Annotated in this window: 15 protein-coding genes and 1 pseudogene; 11 read left to right on the forward strand and 5 right to left on the reverse strand. The window is 57.1% G+C overall.

The window, feature by feature from the left end; genetic code table 11:
* The 8 genes from ACILQA_RS04945 to ACILQA_RS04980 form a co-directional block, all read left to right on the forward strand.
* A partial coding sequence (locus tag ACILQA_RS04945) for an acetyl-CoA carboxylase biotin carboxyl carrier protein (RefSeq protein WP_395628685.1) occupies positions 1–306 on the forward strand: 306 nt, incomplete at its 5' end.
* 3 nt (positions 307–309) lie between these two features.
* The gene (gene accC, locus ACILQA_RS04950; RefSeq protein ID WP_333569344.1) at positions 310–1,659 is read left to right on the forward strand and encodes an acetyl-CoA carboxylase biotin carboxylase subunit; all 1,350 of its coding nucleotides are present in this window, start codon (positions 310–312) and stop codon (positions 1,657–1,659) included.
* A complete protein-coding gene (locus ACILQA_RS04955) occupies positions 1,656–2,348 on the forward strand; it encodes a M15 family metallopeptidase (protein ID WP_395628686.1) in 693 nt (230 codons plus the stop codon). Before accC ends, ACILQA_RS04955 begins: the two co-directional genes overlap by 4 nt.
* A gap of 34 nt (positions 2,349–2,382) precedes the next feature.
* Entirely contained in the window at positions 2,383–3,651 is a 1,269-nt protein-coding gene (locus ACILQA_RS04960; protein WP_395628687.1) for an amidohydrolase family protein, read from the forward strand.
* 12 nt (positions 3,652–3,663) lie between these two features.
* Positions 3,664–4,374, forward strand: a complete 711-nt coding sequence (locus ACILQA_RS04965) for a prolyl hydroxylase family protein (RefSeq protein WP_395628688.1) — start codon at positions 3,664–3,666, stop codon at positions 4,372–4,374.
* 169 nt (positions 4,375–4,543) lie between these two features.
* The gene (locus ACILQA_RS04970; RefSeq protein ID WP_395628689.1) at positions 4,544–6,352 is read left to right on the forward strand and encodes a DUF885 domain-containing protein; all 1,809 of its coding nucleotides are present in this window, start codon (positions 4,544–4,546) and stop codon (positions 6,350–6,352) included.
* Positions 6,353–6,448: 96 nt separating this feature from the next.
* Positions 6,449–7,336, forward strand: coding sequence for an alpha/beta hydrolase fold domain-containing protein (locus tag ACILQA_RS04975; RefSeq protein ID WP_395628690.1), 888 nt, complete (start codon positions 6,449–6,451; stop codon positions 7,334–7,336).
* Between the two features lie 57 nt (positions 7,337–7,393).
* Positions 7,394–8,458, forward strand: a complete 1,065-nt coding sequence (locus ACILQA_RS04980; RefSeq protein WP_395628691.1) for a fatty acid desaturase family protein — start codon at positions 7,394–7,396, stop codon at positions 8,456–8,458.
* A gap of 42 nt (positions 8,459–8,500) precedes the next feature.
* Here the strand turns inward: ACILQA_RS04980 and ACILQA_RS04985 are convergent, their stop codons facing one another.
* Positions 8,501–10,042 (reverse strand): lysine--tRNA ligase, encoded by a 1,542-nt coding sequence (locus tag ACILQA_RS04985; protein WP_395628698.1) that lies wholly within the window; start codon positions 10,040–10,042, stop codon positions 8,501–8,503.
* A 62-nt stretch (positions 10,043–10,104) separates the two neighbouring features.
* Between ACILQA_RS04985 and ACILQA_RS04990 the strand changes: the two genes are divergently transcribed.
* The 3 genes from ACILQA_RS04990 to ACILQA_RS05000 are packed head-to-tail and all read left to right on the forward strand — an operon-like array spanning position 10,105 to position 13,900.
* Positions 10,105–12,840: an ATP-dependent DNA helicase gene (locus ACILQA_RS04990; RefSeq protein WP_395628692.1), complete on the forward strand. Its 2,736-nt coding sequence runs from the start codon at positions 10,105–10,107 to the stop codon at positions 12,838–12,840.
* Positions 12,837–13,382 (forward strand): SixA phosphatase family protein, encoded by a 546-nt coding sequence (locus ACILQA_RS04995; RefSeq protein WP_395628693.1) that lies wholly within the window; start codon positions 12,837–12,839, stop codon positions 13,380–13,382. Before ACILQA_RS04990 ends, ACILQA_RS04995 begins: the two co-directional genes overlap by 4 nt.
* Positions 13,379–13,900 (forward strand): GNAT family N-acetyltransferase, encoded by a 522-nt coding sequence (locus ACILQA_RS05000; protein ID WP_395628694.1) that lies wholly within the window; start codon positions 13,379–13,381, stop codon positions 13,898–13,900. The genes ACILQA_RS04995 and ACILQA_RS05000 overlap by 4 nt, the downstream gene beginning before the upstream one ends.
* A gap of 2 nt (positions 13,901–13,902) precedes the next feature.
* Here the strand turns inward: ACILQA_RS05000 and ACILQA_RS05005 are convergent, their stop codons facing one another.
* From ACILQA_RS05005 to ACILQA_RS05020, 4 genes and pseudogenes are all read right to left on the reverse strand, one after another.
* Positions 13,903–14,262, reverse strand: a complete 360-nt coding sequence (locus ACILQA_RS05005; RefSeq protein ID WP_395628695.1) for a MerR family transcriptional regulator — start codon at positions 14,260–14,262, stop codon at positions 13,903–13,905.
* A 6-nt stretch (positions 14,263–14,268) separates the two neighbouring features.
* Positions 14,269–14,559: an integration host factor subunit alpha gene (locus tag ACILQA_RS05010; protein ID WP_395628696.1), complete on the reverse strand. Its 291-nt coding sequence runs from the start codon at positions 14,557–14,559 to the stop codon at positions 14,269–14,271.
* A gap of 87 nt (positions 14,560–14,646) precedes the next feature.
* Positions 14,647–15,615: a beta-ketoacyl-ACP synthase III gene (locus ACILQA_RS05015; protein WP_395628697.1), complete on the reverse strand. Its 969-nt coding sequence runs from the start codon at positions 15,613–15,615 to the stop codon at positions 14,647–14,649.
* Positions 15,612–16,135, reverse strand: a pseudogene (locus ACILQA_RS05020) (phosphate acyltransferase); the annotation flags it as partial. The gene ACILQA_RS05015 and the pseudogene ACILQA_RS05020, both read right to left, overlap by 4 nt.

A 16,135-nucleotide genomic window follows, 5' to 3' on the forward strand; every position in this document is an offset into this window, starting at 1 on the left:
GCAGCGCCCGTTGCTGTTGCGGCCCCCGCTGTTGCTGCGGCCCAAGAAGCCCCAAGCGCGCCTGCGACTGCAGCAAATGCCTTGAAATCGCCGATGGTGGGCACGGCGTATCTGACACCTGAGCCCGATGCCGCACCGTTCATCAGCGTTGGTCAGCAAGTCAAGGCAGGCGACACCGTCCTGATCATTGAGGCGATGAAGGTCATGAACCCAATCATCGCGCCAAATGCAGGAACGGTTACCGCGATTTACGTAGAAAGCGGGCAGCCTGTCGAATTTGACCAGCCATTGCTGGTGATTGCTTAACCTATGGCGATCGAAAAAATCCTTATCGCCAACCGCGGCGAGATCGCGCTTCGCATTCACCGTGCGGCGCATGAAATGGGGATCAAGACCGTTGCCGTGCATTCGACTGCGGATGCCGATGCCATGCATGTGCGCCTCGCCGACGAAGCCATTTGCATCGGACCGCCATCTGCAACCGACAGCTATTTGAACATACCGGCGATTATCTCCGCCGCGGAAATCAGCCATGCTGACGCCATTCACCCCGGCTACGGCTTTCTGTCGGAAAACGCGCAGTTTGCGGAAATCGTTGAGAGCCACAACATCAAATGGATTGGCCCTAAGCCCGAACATATCCGCACGATGGGCGACAAGGTTGAAGCCAAGCGTTCGGCAGGCGCATTGGGTTTGCCGCTTGTCCCCGGCTCTGACGGCGCCATTGAAGATGTCGCCGAAGCCAAAGCAATTGCCCGCGAAATCGGATATCCGGTAATCATCAAGGCGGCGTCGGGTGGCGGTGGCCGCGGCATGAAGGTCGTCAACAGCGAAGAAGAGCTTGAGACCCAAATGCAGCAAGCAGGGTCCGAAGCAAAAGCCGCCTTTGGCGATGCGACGGTCTACCTCGAAAAATATCTCGGCAACCCGCGCCACATCGAATTTCAGATATTTGGCGATGGCAACGGCAATGCCGTCCATTTGGGCGAACGCGATTGTTCGCTACAACGGCGTCACCAAAAAGTGCTCGAAGAAGCGCCCTCGCCCGTTCTTGCGACCGCTGAACGTGATCGTATGGGCAATATCTGTGCCAAGGCTATGGCTGACATGGGCTATCGCGGCGCGGGTACCATCGAGTTTCTGTGGGAAAATGGTGAGTTCTATTTCATCGAAATGAACACCCGGCTTCAGGTCGAGCACCCGGTCACTGAAATGATTACCGGCATCGACCTCGTCCGCGAACAAATCCGCGTCGCCGAAGGCAAGCCGCTTTCGTTCACACAAGAAGATGTGACCTTCACGGGCCATGCCGTCGAATGCCGGATTAACGCCGAAGACCCACAAACCTTCATGCCGTCCCCCGGAACCGTGTCCTGGTATCACCCGCCCGGCGGCCTTTATGTCCGCGTCGATAGCGGCCTGTATCATGGCTATAAAGTTCCGCCCTATTATGACAGCATGATCGCAAAGCTGATCGTCTATGGTCAAACCCGCGAAGGCTGCCTGATGCGGCTTCGCCGTGCGCTTGGCGAATTCGTGATTGAAGGCATGAAGACAACCATTCCGCTGCATCAGCGTTTGTTGGAAGAGCCTGATTTCCAAAATGGAAATTACACGATCAAATGGCTTGAAGAGTGGTTGGCGAAAGACGCAAAATGAGCTTCTCCCGCCGGGAGGTGGCTTTTGGGCTGGCGGCACTGCCGCTGGCCAGCTGTGTTCCTGCGGGGCCAGACCGCGATGTGTCGTTCATCCCCGCCAATGCCGCTGCGCGGCTTAAAGCTGGCGATCCCAAACGCCTGATCGAGTTGGTCACGCTCGACCCAGCGATCAAGCTCGATATGCGTTATGCGACCGCCAACAATTTCACCGGGCGGGTGCTGTACGACGAAGCGCGTGCCTTTCTGGCCGCCCCTGCCGCGCAAGCGGTCGCGCGCGCCAGCAAGGCAGCCCAGGCGGATGGCTTTGGCCTGACAATTTACGACGCCTATCGACCGTGGCGGATAACCAAAAAATTATGGGACGCAACGCCGGTCGGCCCCAAGAAAGGATATGTGGCGAACCCCAAACGCGGGTCCAAACATAATCGTGGCTGTGCCGTCGATTTGACGTTGCATGACCTACGCACCGGACAACTGGTCGAGATGCCAACGGAGTTCGATGATTTTTCCGAAAAGGCCCATCGCGATTATATGGGCGCTACCCCGGCAGCATTGACCAACCGTGCCCGCTTACAACGCTATTTGGAGGCCGAGGGGTTTGTGGGCCTTTCGAACGAATGGTGGCATTTCGACTTCACCGGCTGGGAACAATTCCCGGTCATGGACATACCGTTTAACAAAGTCGTGTAACGAGGCCGTGCATAAACATAAGAGAGGTTTTTTGATGTTCCGTAAGATTTTACTCGCTGGTGCAGCTTTATGTGTTTCAGCCCCGTCATTGGCAGCGACGCAAGCAATCATTGTCGGCAATCTGGTTCCCGACGCGGCCACTGGTCCAACTGGCCCAGCGGTTATCTTGGTCGAAGACGGGCGCATCAAAAATATCGCCAAAGGCACGAATAATCCGTTTCAGGCGGATACAGTGGTCGACCTTTCGACCAAAACATTGGTTCCCGGCCTCATCGACCTTCACGTCCATTTGACCGGCGACCCCGGCGATGATTTCCGCGACGAAGCGGTCAATCCTGATGAATGGGGCGTCGTCATGGGCGTGAAAAACGCCGCGCTAACCGTCAAAGCAGGTTTCACAACGGTACGCGAAGCCGGTTCTGCGCAAAATACTGCTTTTGTCCTGCGCCGCGGTACCGCGGAAGGCCGCATTGTTGGCCCACGCATTGTCGCTGCTGGTCCAGCATTGTCGATCGTCGGCGGCCATGGCGATGTCACTGGTTTCCGCAGTGACGTTTTGACCGCGCTGGATTCCGGTTTCACCTGCACTGGCCCCGTTGAATGCGCCGAAAAAGTCCGAAAATCGTCAAAGGCGGGCGCAGATGTTATCAAGATCACCGCGACCGGCGGCGTATTGTCGCAACAGGGCAGAGGGCTGGAAGCGCATTTCACGAATGAGGAAATGGTCTCCATTGCCAACACGGCGCACTCACTTGGCCTGAAGGTCATGGCGCACGCCCATGGTGCCCGGGGCATTGAGGCAGCGGCAGCAGCCGGCATTGATTCCATCGAACATGGCACATTTGCAGATGAAGCCGCTTTGAAGGTCATGAAGGCCAAGGGCACGGCATTGGTCCCAACGTTGATGGCACTGGAGGGCGTGCGCGCCCGCCTTGGCAAAGGGATTTACACGCCGACCGTTGAGGTAAAGGCCAAGCAGGCGCTCGAATTTGCAGGGCGTCAGGTTAAGCTGGCCAAGGCGATGGGCGTTACTGTCGCCTTTGGAACCGATGCTGGCGTCTTTGAACATGGCAGCAATGCCAGTGAGTTTGCTTTGCTGGTAAACGCGGGCATGACGCCAACCGAGGCACTGGCCAGCGCGACGACGGTTGCCGCCAAAACGCTCGGGCTGGAAAATGAAATCGGCCGGATCGCCGTGGGATATTCCGCCGACATGGTCGCCGTAAATGAAAATCCGCTGACCAACATCCGTACGCTCGAAAAGGCGGAGTGGGTCATGGTAAGGGGACGTATCGTTCCGTGATTCGGTGATAAGATGCAGCCTGATACGCCTATCAAGGAGTTCGATTCCAATAACGATCCGGCAAAGCTGTCGCGGATTGGCGCGCACGTCACAAAACGACTGAATGCCAATCCGCTTGTCCAGCAGGTCGATCACCCTGATGCGCAATTATATGTGTATCAGGGCTTTTTGGGTGCGACGGACTGCAAAACGATGATCGCCAAAATTGATGCCGATGCCGTGCCGTCGACATTGTACAAAGGGACCGAGCAAGCGGGTTTCCGGACCAGCTTCAGCTGTCACCTGAACCGTTGGGATGCGTTCATCGCCAAAATTGAGGCGCGGATGAGCGATGTTTTGGGCATCGACAACAGCTATGCCGAAACGATGCAGGGGCAGCGTTATCAAGTCGGTCAGGAGTTTAAGGCGCACCACGACTTTTTTCATCCCAGCCAAAGCTATTGGCTTAAGGAGGGCCCCGCCGGCGGCCAGCGCAGCTGGACTGCGATGATATTCCTCAATGAACCTGAAGAAGGCGGCACAACCGAGTTTCCACATCTTGGCCTTGGTGTGAGACCGCAAGCAGGCATGATGCTCATCTGGAATAATATGCAGCTCGACGGATCACTGAATTATAAAACGCTGCATACCGGAACGCCTGTTACCCGCGGCGTGAAGCATGTGATTACTAAATGGTACCGGCAGAATAACTGGCTTGAACTCAACACGCAAAAGCCGTCCTGATTGCCGAAACGATACGGTAACAGATTGCAAATATTGTATATCGTCTGCCACAGATTATCCGTCGTCTGTCGAATTTATCTTGTGCCGGGCACGCGGAGGTAAGACATCCGCTAATGCTTGCCCGCAACATATTCTTGATGCGTCCAACACAATTTTTGGAGAGACCCATATGAAACATAGCCCACGCATTCTTCTTCTCGTCAGTGCCGCACTATTGGCGCCATTTGGCACAGCGCACGCGCAAACTGCGACAACCGAGGCCAGCGCGACGGAAAGCCAGCGGCTTGCCGCTTTATTCGCTGCGGACGACGAAGCCAGCCTGAAGCGTAACCCGCTCAACGCGATGTTCCGCGGCGATATGCGCTATGCGGACCGCTTTGGTGACTACGTCTCCGACGCGTATTTCGACAATGAACGCAGCGCAGCGCAGGCCAATCTGGACGGCTTAAAAACAATCGACCGCGCAAAGTTGAATGACACCGACAAAATTGCATACGACGTTTACAAGCAAAGCCAGATCGATGCGCTGAAGGGTCTGTCCAAAGAAATTATGGACCTGACGGTCGTGCGTCCACTCAATCACTTTTTCGGCTTTCACACTTTTTATCCAACCTTCGCCAGCGGACAGGGTGCAGCACCTTTCAAAACGGTTCAGGATTACGAAAACAACCTGAAGCGTCACAAGGAATTCATCGTCCTGATGGACGCATCAATTGGCCGTTTCCGCCAAGGCATGGCGTCCGGTGTATTCGAAACGAAGATGACGATCCGCAATGTCATCGACCAGTTGAACACACAATTGGCGCAAAAGACCGAAGAGTCGCCTTATTACGGGCCAGTTCTGAAATTCCCTGCGGACTTCAGCGATGCGGACAAAGCACGCCTGACGTCGGAATATCGCGATATCATCGTCAACGGTCTGTACCCAGCCAATGCCCGTCTTCGTGACTTCCTGCGCGACAGCTATTTGCCATTGGCGCGCGAACAGGTCGGATTGTCTGCCATGAAGGGCGGCGAAGGCCTGTATCAATATCTGATCGAACAAACGACGACCCTGCCATTGAAGGCCGACGACATCCACAATCTGGGATTGTCGGAAGTCGCCCGGATTATATCGGGTATGGAAGCCATCAAGAATGAAGTTCGCTTCAAAGGCACCCTGCCCGAATTTTTCGAGCATCTGCGTTCGGATCCGAAATTCAAAATGTCGAGCCGTGATGCGCTGACGCAGGGTTATTACGATATCGGCAAAAAGGTCGACGCAACAATTTCGACGCAGTTCAAATATCTGCCCAAGGCACCGCTTGAGATTAAGCCCTACGAAGAATTCCGCGAGAAATATGAAGCAGGCGGCAGCTATCAATCAGGTACCCCAGATGGATCGCGTCCCGGCACATTTTATTTCAACGCCTATGACCTGCCAAGCCGCACCACGCCTGGCATGACCACGCTTTATTTGCATGAAGGCGCACCTGGGCACCATTTCCAGATCAGCATCGCACAGGAAAATGAAAAGCTTCCCGCGTTCATGCGTTTCGGCGGCAACACGGCCTATGTCGAAGGTTGGGCGCTTTATTCCGAAACCCTCGGTTACGAGATGGGCCTGTTTAAAGACCCGTATCAACGCTTTGGGACGCTGTCCGACGAAATGCTACGCGCGATGCGTCTCGTGGTCGACACCGGCATCCACAGCAAGGGTTGGACCCGCGAACAGGCCATCGACTATATGCTTGCCAACAGCGATATGGGCAAAACCGACGCCACGGCAGAGGTTGAGCGCTACATCGCCATTCCGTCACAAGCATTGGCCTATAAAATCGGCGCCCTCACCATCCTGCGTCTGAAAGACAAGGCAAAGAAGGAACTTGGCAAGAAATTCGACGTGCGCGAATTCCACAATCAGGTTCTGAACACCGGCGCACTGCCATTGACCGTGCTTGAGAAAAAGATCGACGCCTGGATCGCCGTGTCGAAGTAAACTGCGCGCTTCCCGGCAAGAATTCTTGTCGGGAAGCGAACAGCTTGATTGGTCCCCTGCCTTGATATAGCGCTTGTCATGAGGGGGAATACAATCATGCCAAGTTTTACCGCCAGCCTTGCTGGATTTGTTTTGCGCACCACCGGCTATTATCGCCGGATGTTTACAGGCGGCCCGCAGTTTCAACAAAACATCGTCAAAGTCCGGGCAGCGCCTACGCCGCGACCAATCGCAAAGGGCGACGTTGAGGTCCGGCAGAGCGAATTTCAGGGCCGCAATGTCTGGCACGTCGCGCCCAAGGACAGAGCGCCCAGCGCCCATATTTTGTTCTGGCACGGCGGTGGCTATGTTTATTCAGCCACGGACATCCACTGGAAATTCTTGAGCCACATGGCATCACAACATGGCTGGTCGATCACGGCACCACTGTATCCGCTCGCGCCTGAAAGCTCAGCCGAAGCCATTACGGCATGGGCCAGCGCATATTACGCGGCGTATCAAGCCGACATCAACGGCGCGCCGTTCGTCATGGGTGGCGACTCCGCAGGGGGCGGCGTGACCGCGGCATTGGCGCAGATGGCACGCGACGGCGGTCAAACACTGCCGGCTGGCCTGTTGCTCATTTGCCCTTGGCTTGACCTGGACCCGGCACATCCCGAACAGTTGAAAACAGAACCGCGTGACGGAATATTGACCATCAGCGGCATTGCCGAAGGTGGTAGCTTGTACGCGGGCGACTTGCCCCTTACCGATCCACGCTGCAGCCCAATCTTTGGCAACTGGGATGGCCTGCCACCCATTTTGGCCTTTGCGGGCGGGGATGACATTTTGGTCACCGATTCCAGAGCGTTAAAGGCTAAAGTACCTTCGGTTGATCTCACTGAACTTGCCGGCATGATGCACGATTGGCCTATTTTCAGCTTCAGCGAGTCACGCAAGGCACAGGCCGCGATGGCCGGCTTTGCAGCGCGGGCTGTGGCGTAACGCATTTGCGTGGTCGGGTTGGCTGCGATATGACGTTGCTATGAAAGGCGATGCTCCATGCCGGCAGTAAAAGCAGCCAACCCACGCGAGGTTTTTGCATCGGATGACTGGCGTGCCATCACGACCTTGTCCGTATGGCGCGGCATATGGCTCATCATCCATGCGTGGATCATCGTGGCGCTTGCGGCATTTGGTGGTGCTGCGGCGTGGAACTATCACTGGCTTACCGGGATATTGGTGACGCCGCTGGCCCTGGCCGTGTTGGGCGGGCGGCAACTGGGGCTGTCCATCCTGATGCATGACGGTGCGCACGGTCTGCTCCACCCCAATCGCAAAACCAACAACTGGCTGGGGCAATGGCCGTCAGGCGCCGCAACGGGCAGCGACCTGTTCGCCTATCGCACCTATCATCTGACGCACCACAAATTCACGCAGCAACCCGAAGATCCCGACCTGTCCTTGTCCGCGCCGTTTCCGACCAGCCGCGACAGCCTGCGCCGCAAGTTCATCCGCGACCTGACCGGGCAAACGTTCTTTAAGCAAAGGCGCGCGCAATTTGCGGCGGCGTTGCGCGGCGTGGCGGCGATACTGCGTGGTGAAAACGGCGCGGGTAAGGCCGATACGCACGCAGGCCGGGCGTTCAACATGCAAAACAGAGCAGGTGTCGGCGCGCCAATCGCCAATGTGGAAGGCGCCAAAACGACCGCGCGTACCGTGGGCCGATTCCTGATTGTGCAGACGATTTTGCTGGCGATATCGTTGACGATTTGGGGTTGGACGCCATTCCTGCTTTGGCTGGCCGCGCTGGCGACGACATTTCAATTGTTCCTGCGCATCCGCAACATTGCCGAGCACGCCTGCACCCCGACCGGCAGTGGCGACCCGTTCACACATGCACGCACGACCTATGCCGGTGTCTTGGCGCGCATGACCGTGGCGCCATATTGGGTGAACTATCACAGCGAACATCATCTGTTCATGGGTGTGCCGTGCTACAAATTACGCGCCACCCACCGGCTGTTGGGCAATGGCGGCTATTATCCGCGCATGACGATTTCGCCCAATTATCGCGATGTTTTGCGGCAGGCGGTCAACCGGCCTACAGCCACCCAGCCCGCTTAAACCGGATGAACAGGGTGACACAAATGGTCATCATCGTCGGGTTCATGCAAGCGCTTCTGCAATCAACTGCCGGCTGTTCGCGATGCCGTAGAGCGCGATGAAGCTGCCCATGCGCGGACCAGCGCTTGAGCCAAGCAACGTTTCATACAGCGCCTTGAACCAATCACGCAGATTTTCAAAACCGCCCTCTTTGCCGATTTCATACACGATATTTTGTATGTCCTCGGCGGTCGCGTCCGCAGGCAGTTCGGCCAAACGCGCGTCGAGCGTTTGCAACGCAGCAACCTCAACGCCCTCAGGCTTGCGCTTTTGCAAGGTCGGCGCCACAAAATCGCGATTATAGGCTAGCGCGATGGGAATAAGCTCCGCGAGTTCAGGCGCATTTTCTGGCGACACATTGTCGGCATAATTGCCAAGATAGGCCCATACCTGCTCCTCGGTCGCGCCTGCACCCATGACGCCAACGAGATTCAGCAAAAGGCCGAATGTGACCGGTGGCTGCCCGCTTGGCACCTGTCCATTGTGGATATGATGGACCGGGTTGCCTAACCGCTTTTCAACGGGTTGGTCATGCCATTGTGCGCGGAACTGGAAATATTCGTCCACCGCCTTCGGCACGACACCCAAATGGAGTTGCTTTGCACTCTTTGGTTCGCGGAAGGCGTAGAATGCGACGCTATTTTCCGTGCCGTATTTCAACCAATCCTCAAGCGCGAGGCCATTGCCCTTTGACTTCGAAATCTTCTCGCCTTTTTCGTCGAGGAACATTTCATAGATCAGGCTTTCGGGTGGACGCCCGCCCAGGACACGCGCAATCTTTCCGGATTGCACGCCGCTGTCGGTCAAATCTTTCCCGTACATTTCGTAATCAACGCCAATTGCAACCCAACGCATGGCCCAGTCGACCTTCCACTGAAGCTTCGCCTTACCGCCAAGGATCGACTGCGTGACAAGGTCGCCGCCATCATCAAACCGTATAAGGCCAGCTTCGGCATCTACAACTTCCACCGGCACCTGAAGGACAATTCCGGTCTTTTCGCTAATCGGCAGAATCGGCGAATAGGTCGCGGCGCGTTCTTTGCGCAAGGTCGGCAGCATGATGTCCATAATGCCCTGATAATTGCGCAGCACATTTTTCAGCGCAGCGTCAAACGCCCCGCTTTCATATTGCGACGATGACGAGATAAATTCATAGTCAAAGCCGAATTGGTCAAGGAAATCGCGCAGCATGGCATTGTTATGCGCGGCGAAGCTTTCGAACTTTTCGAACGGATCGGGAATGCGCGACAGCGGCTTGCCGAGATGTTCGGTCAGCATCGCTTGGTTCGGTACATTGTCCGGAACCTTGCGCAGACCGTCCATATCATCCGAAAATTCGATCAGCCGAGTCGGCGCATCGGACAGCGTTCCAAGGGCGTTGCGCACCATAGTTGTGCGCAGGACTTCATTGAACGTGCCGATATGCGGAAGACCCGATGGGCCATAGCCACATTCAAAGATGATTGCCGCGCCATCTGCTTTGCCGCTTGGATAACGTTTCAACAAACGCCGCGCCTCTTCAAAAGGCCAGGCTTTCGATGCCATTGCTATATCGCGAAGGTCAGTCACGTGTTGCTCTTTCGTTCCAAATACGACTATCAGATGTTATGGACACTCCCCTAGCCTTTCCTGCGCTCCATGCAAGCCATGCCGGCATATGGGTAGGGTCGATAGATGGTCAGGTGCAAACCGTCGGGAAAGGCGAAGCGGCTGGCCGTGCGGCGGAAACGCCTATGGTCATGCTGAATGCCCCGTTGGTTGCACAGCGGCTTGGCTATCCGGATTTATCGGGCCTCGACCTGCTGGAATTGTTCGCGTTCGTATATCCCGCCCGTTTTGCGGTTCCGACGCCAAAAGGCATGGCGAAGGCTTTGGGCATTACGCCGCCGACGACGGATCAGGAGGTCCCGCAGTTTCTGCTGGTGGCTGCGCGCACGTTGCTTGCCGTTCTGGGTGCGCCAGACTGGGCCGAACGCGAGGGTGCTTGGGACGCAGCGCAAGCGTTGATGCGGCTGCGTTGGCCATGGTCCAACCTGATTTTGGCGCGATTGAAAAAGCCCGAAAAACCCGAACGCTGGCTGTTCAGCCGCCTGTCCGAATGGGAGGAAGCACCACCGCGCACGCCGCCGCGCGTTGTCACCCTTGGCGCCGAAGCCGTGCAGCAACGGCTCGCCTCGCTTGTCGGCGGGTCAGCCGAAACACGGCAGGGACAGCGCGATTTCGCACAAGCCGCAGCCGAGATTTTTGCGCCCCGCGCGCGCAAAGGCGAACCGAATATGTTACTGGCTGAGGCCGGGACCGGAATTGGCAAGACGCTGGGTTATCTGGCTCCCGCCAGCCTTTGGGCGACGGCAGCGGACGGAACCGTTTGGATTTCAACCTTTACCAAGGCGTTGCAACGCCAATTGGTCCGCGAAGCACAGCGTATTTATCCGGACTATGAAACCTTCAAATCCAAAGTAGTGGTCCGCAAGGGACGCGAAAATTATTTGTGCCTGCTGAACCTTGAAGATGCGTTGCAAGGCGGTTTTGCCGGACGTGCGGCGATCCTTGCACACCTCGTGGCGCGCTGGGCCGCTTATTCGAACGACGGGGACATGATCGGCGGCGATTTGCCCGGATGGCTGCCGACATTGTTCCGGCGCAACGGGTCGACCGCGCTCACCGACCGGCGGGGCGAATGTATTTATGCCGGATGTCCGCACTACAAAAAATGCTTCATCGAACGCGCGTCCCGATCATCGGTTCAGGCCGAAATTGTCATCGCCAACCATGCGCTGATGATGGTCAATGCCGCGCGCGGTCGGGATGAACTCAACCGCCCCAGCCGCATCATCTTCGACGAGGGCCATCACCTTTTCGATGCTGCGGATTCGATGTTTGCGGCAGCGCTCACCGGCCAAGAAACCATCGAGCTGCGCCGCTGGGTGATTGGCCCCGAAGGCAAAGCCCGCGGCCGGCGCCGTGGTTTGTCGGCGCGCCTCGCCGATGTTGCCTCTTATGATGAAGAAGGCGGCCTTGCCATTGAGATGGCACGAATGGCGGCAGAAGCACTGCCCGGCGATGGTTGGCTGGCGCGGTTGGCAGAAGGTGCACCGTCGGGACCCATTGAACGGTTTTTGGCGGCGGTGCGCGCGATGGTGTTTGCCCGCGATGAAACCAATGCCACCGAAGGCGGCTATGGTCTGGAAACCGAACTGGCCGATCCCGACGCCGCGGTTGTCGATGCCGCCGCAGACGCAGCCGTCGCGCTGGAGGCGCTCGCGCGTCCCCTGACGGTGCTGGGGCAGCGGCTTGAGGCGATGGTGTCCGATCCCCCCGATTGGCTTGATGGCAGCGCCAGAGCCCGCGTTGAGGGCGCTATGGCGAGCTTGAGCTGGCGGATTGATACAGTCCGCGCATGGATATCCATGCTGGCGCGCGCAGTAGGCCCGGTGGATCCCGAATTTGTCGATTGGCTCGCCATTGACAGGTTCGAAGGTCGCGAAATGGACATCGGCATGCACCGGCGGTGGCTTGACCCGATGAAACCCGTCGCGGACATCGTCCTGAAACCAAGCCACGGTGTTCTTGCCACATCGGCAACCTTGCGCAGCGGCGGCGACTGGAAAAATGCTGAGGCCCGGACGGGCGCGCTGCATTTGGATAAGCCAGCCACGCATTTTTCTGCAATCAGCCCCTTTGACTATATGGCGCAGGCAGAGGTCCTGATCGTCACGGATATCAAAAAGGGCGATGCTGCGGCACTGGCGGGGGCCTATGCCGCGCTGATTACGGCATCGGGCGGCGGCGTGCTTGGCCTGTTCACGGCAATTCGGCGTTTGCGATCAACCTATGCCCGCATCGCCGACCGTTTGGCGCGTGATGGCCTGCCGCTGTACGCGCAACATGTCGACCCAATCGACACCGGAACCTTGGTCGACATTTTCCGGGATGATCCGCACGCCAGCTTGCTGGGCACAGATGCCTTGCGCGACGGCGTGGATGTGCCGGGGCATTCGCTGCGCCTTGTCATCATGGAACAGATACCATGGCCGCGCCCCGACATATTGCACCGCGCCCGCCGCCTCAAAAATGGCGGCATTGATTTTGATGATCGCATCATTCGCGCGAAAATGGCGCAGGCATTTGGCCGCCTGATCCGCAGCGCAGACGACAAGGGGCATTTTGTTCTGCTCTCGTCCGCCGTGCCCAGCCGGCTATTGACGGCTTTTCCGCCGGGAACGCCTATACGAAGGGTCACGTTGGCTGAGGCAGTCGCTTCTGTGAAAACAGGCCTTTCGCCGGATGAAAAATTGCGGCAGGACGTCAAAATCAGTCTCGATGAAAGCAACCCGTTTTGACGTTCACGCTCACCTTATTCCGTCATGCAAAATCGAGCTGGGATGACTCGGTGCCGCGGGACTTTGACCGCCCGTTGAATAAGCGCGGCGAGAAAGCTGCTGTCACGATGGGCACATGGGTGAAGCGCAACGGTCTGGTTTTCGACCATGTCGTTGCCAGCCCCGCTGTGCGCGTGATCGACACGATTGACCAGTTTGTGAAGGGCACTGGCGGACGCATGGATCCGCATTGGGACCGCCGGATATATCTGGCATCATCGGCCACGTTGATGGACGTGCTGCGTGATCAGGCGGACGAACATAAAAACCTGCTGATGGTCGGACATAATCCCGGCATGGAAGATCTGGTTTTCGATCTTTGCCCCGATGACGGCAAGTCACCGCTGCGCGATCTGGTTTGGGAAAAATATCCCACCGCCGCCATTGCGCGTATGGAACTGAACATCGACCATTGGGCGGACGTTGAGCGGTCGTGCGGCCAGCTGACGCATTTCATCCGACCGCGCGATCTTGATCCCGATCTTGGACCGCAAGACGAATGACCCCCGTGATTTGGCGTAAAGCAGCAGCGCATGACGCAGATGCGCTGGCGCTTCTTGGATCCGCAACATTCCTTGCGACCTTTGCCTTTGACCATCCGGGCCAACCACTGATCGAACATCTGCGGACCGAACACAGCCCGGAGTATTATGCCAACGCCTTGGCGCAGCCCGGTGTGGAAATCGTGATGGGTGAGACACCGCTCGGCGCGCCTGTTGGCTACGCCATGATAACCCCGCCATCGCACCCTGACCTGCAACAGGATGGGGATATTGAGTTAAAGCGCATTTATTTACTGGGGCCCTGGCAAGGTGGCGGCAACGGCAGACAATTGCTTGAGCAAGCCTTTGCCATCGCGGGCGAGCGCAGCGCAAAACGCATGCTGTTGGCGGTGTATGAAAACAACGAAAAAGCGGTCGCTTTTTATGAGCGCGCCGGTTTTGCCGCGATTGGAAATACCGTCTTCATGGTCGGGGACGTCCCGTTCCGCGATATGGTCTACGCGCGGACGCTTATTTGAAATTACGCGGCGGCAAGCGCGGATGCGAGCCTGTCGCGAATGGCACGCAGCGCGGAAAGATCAAACTGTGGACCAGCGGTAGCGGGGGCTGATGCAGCAACGGGCGCTGGGGCAGGCACGTCACCTGTTTCCAAAAAGCGTCTGGCGCCTTTGACCGTATATCCCTCGCTATAGAGCAACCGGTGGATAGTGTGCAGCAAGGCCACGTCATCCGGTCGATATAGACGGCGTCCACCCGCGCGGGTCAGTGGTTTCAGCATGGGGAATTGCTCTTCCCAATAACGCAAAATATGCGTCCGAACGCCCAAAACCTCCGCCATTTCGCCAATGGTTCGAAATGCGTCCGCCGATTTTTCAACCATGATGGGTTATTTGACCTTTTGACGCATGCCTTGGCTGGCCCGAAATGTCAGGACCCGACGCGGCGTTATGGGCACTTCCACACCCGTTTTGGGATTACGCCCTACCCGCTGGCCTTTGTCACGCAAAACAAAGGTACCAAAACCGGATATTTTTACATTTTCGCCATCAAGCACAGCCGTCGTCATATGATCAAGAATAGACTCAATCATCAATGCCGCGTCAGCGCGCGACAAACCGATTTGACGATTGAGAATTTCCGCCAGATCGGCGCGCGTTAAAGTTCCTGTGTCTGCCATTTACGGTCTCCGGATGAACGATCACCCTTAATGGCAACAATATACAGCAGAATTTTCAATTGTAAAACGGCGATCGTTGGAAAACGGTTACATTCGAACGACGGAAGCGCCCCATGTAAAACCACCGCCCATTGCCTCGATCACAATGACATCCCCGGCCTTAATCCGGCCGTCCCGCACGGCGACATCAAGGGCCAGCGGAACGGAGGCTGCCGAGGTATTTGCATGCTGGTCGACCGTCAGAACAACTTTGTCGGCGTCGAGCCCAAGTTTCTTGGCCGTCGCTTCAATAATCCGGGCATTTGCCTGATGCGGGACGACCCAATCGACATCTGCAGGCGTGAGTTCTGCTTCCTCAAGAACTTCATGAAGTACGCTCGTCAGGTTGGTGACCGCGTGGCGAAACACTTCGCGGCCCTTCATGCGCAACTTGCCAACCGTTCCCGTGGTCGATGGACCGCCGTCGACATATAATAATTCATTATGCTGGCCGTCGGCATGCAGCTTGGTGGCCAAGGCACCCCGGGTTCCGACTTCGCCCGACAGCACGACTGCGCCGGCACCATCACCAAAAAGCACACAAGTTGTGCGGTCTTCCCAGTCCAAGATGCGGCTGAAGGTTTCTGCGCCGATCACCAATGCGTTACGCGCTGATCTTGCGCGGATCATGCTTTCGGCCACCGAAAATGCGTACAGGAACCCCGAACATACCGCAGCGACATCAAAAGCCACGCCGCCATTGCAGCCAAGCGCGTGCTGGACGATGGTGGCCGATGCAGGAAATGTCTGGTCCGGAGTGGCGGTCGCCAAAATAATCAGATCAATGTCGGACGCGGCCATATTCGCCGCCTCAAGCGCGTTGCGCGACGCCTCTATCGCAAGGCTGGATGTCGTTTCATCGGGTTCCGCGATATGGCGAAATTTGATACCGGTGCGTTCGGTAATCCATTCGTCCGTCGTGTCGACTTTGGCAGCAAGTTCGGCGTTTGAAACGCGGTTGCGCGGAAGCGCGGACCCTGTGCCCTTGATTACGGCATGAAGGGTCGCAGCCGTCATTCGGCCTGCACCCTTGCCAGATCTTGGGTGATGCGCGCCGTAATGTCTTCTTCCACCAACCGCGCGGCGACTTCTACTGCGTTCGCTACGCCCTTCACGTTGGCGCTACCGTGACTTTTTACCACGACACCGTTCAGCCCCATGAATACGGCGCCATTGTGATTATTGGGGTCAAGATGATGGCGCAGCAACTCCGTCGCCGGACGCGACACCAGAAAGCCGAATTTTGACCGTACCGAGCTTGTAAACGCGCGGCGCAGCAGATCGGTCACGAACCGGGCAGTACCCTCAATGGACTTCAACGCGATATTTCCCGTGAAACCATCGCAAACAACAACGTCGCATTCGCCGCGGTTGATTTTGTCCGCCTCGACAAATCCCTGAAAATCCATGTGCAGGCCCGTTGCATTGCGCAAATGCAAGGCCGCATCGCGCAGCTGATCGGTGCCTTTCATTTCTTCTGTGCCAATGTTCAAAAGCCGCACCCGCGGGCGGTCAAAACCGAAAATAATGCGGGAAT

The organism is Sphingorhabdus sp., assembly GCF_044239005.1.
Taxonomy (GTDB): domain Bacteria; phylum Pseudomonadota; class Alphaproteobacteria; order Sphingomonadales; family Sphingomonadaceae; genus Sphingorhabdus_B.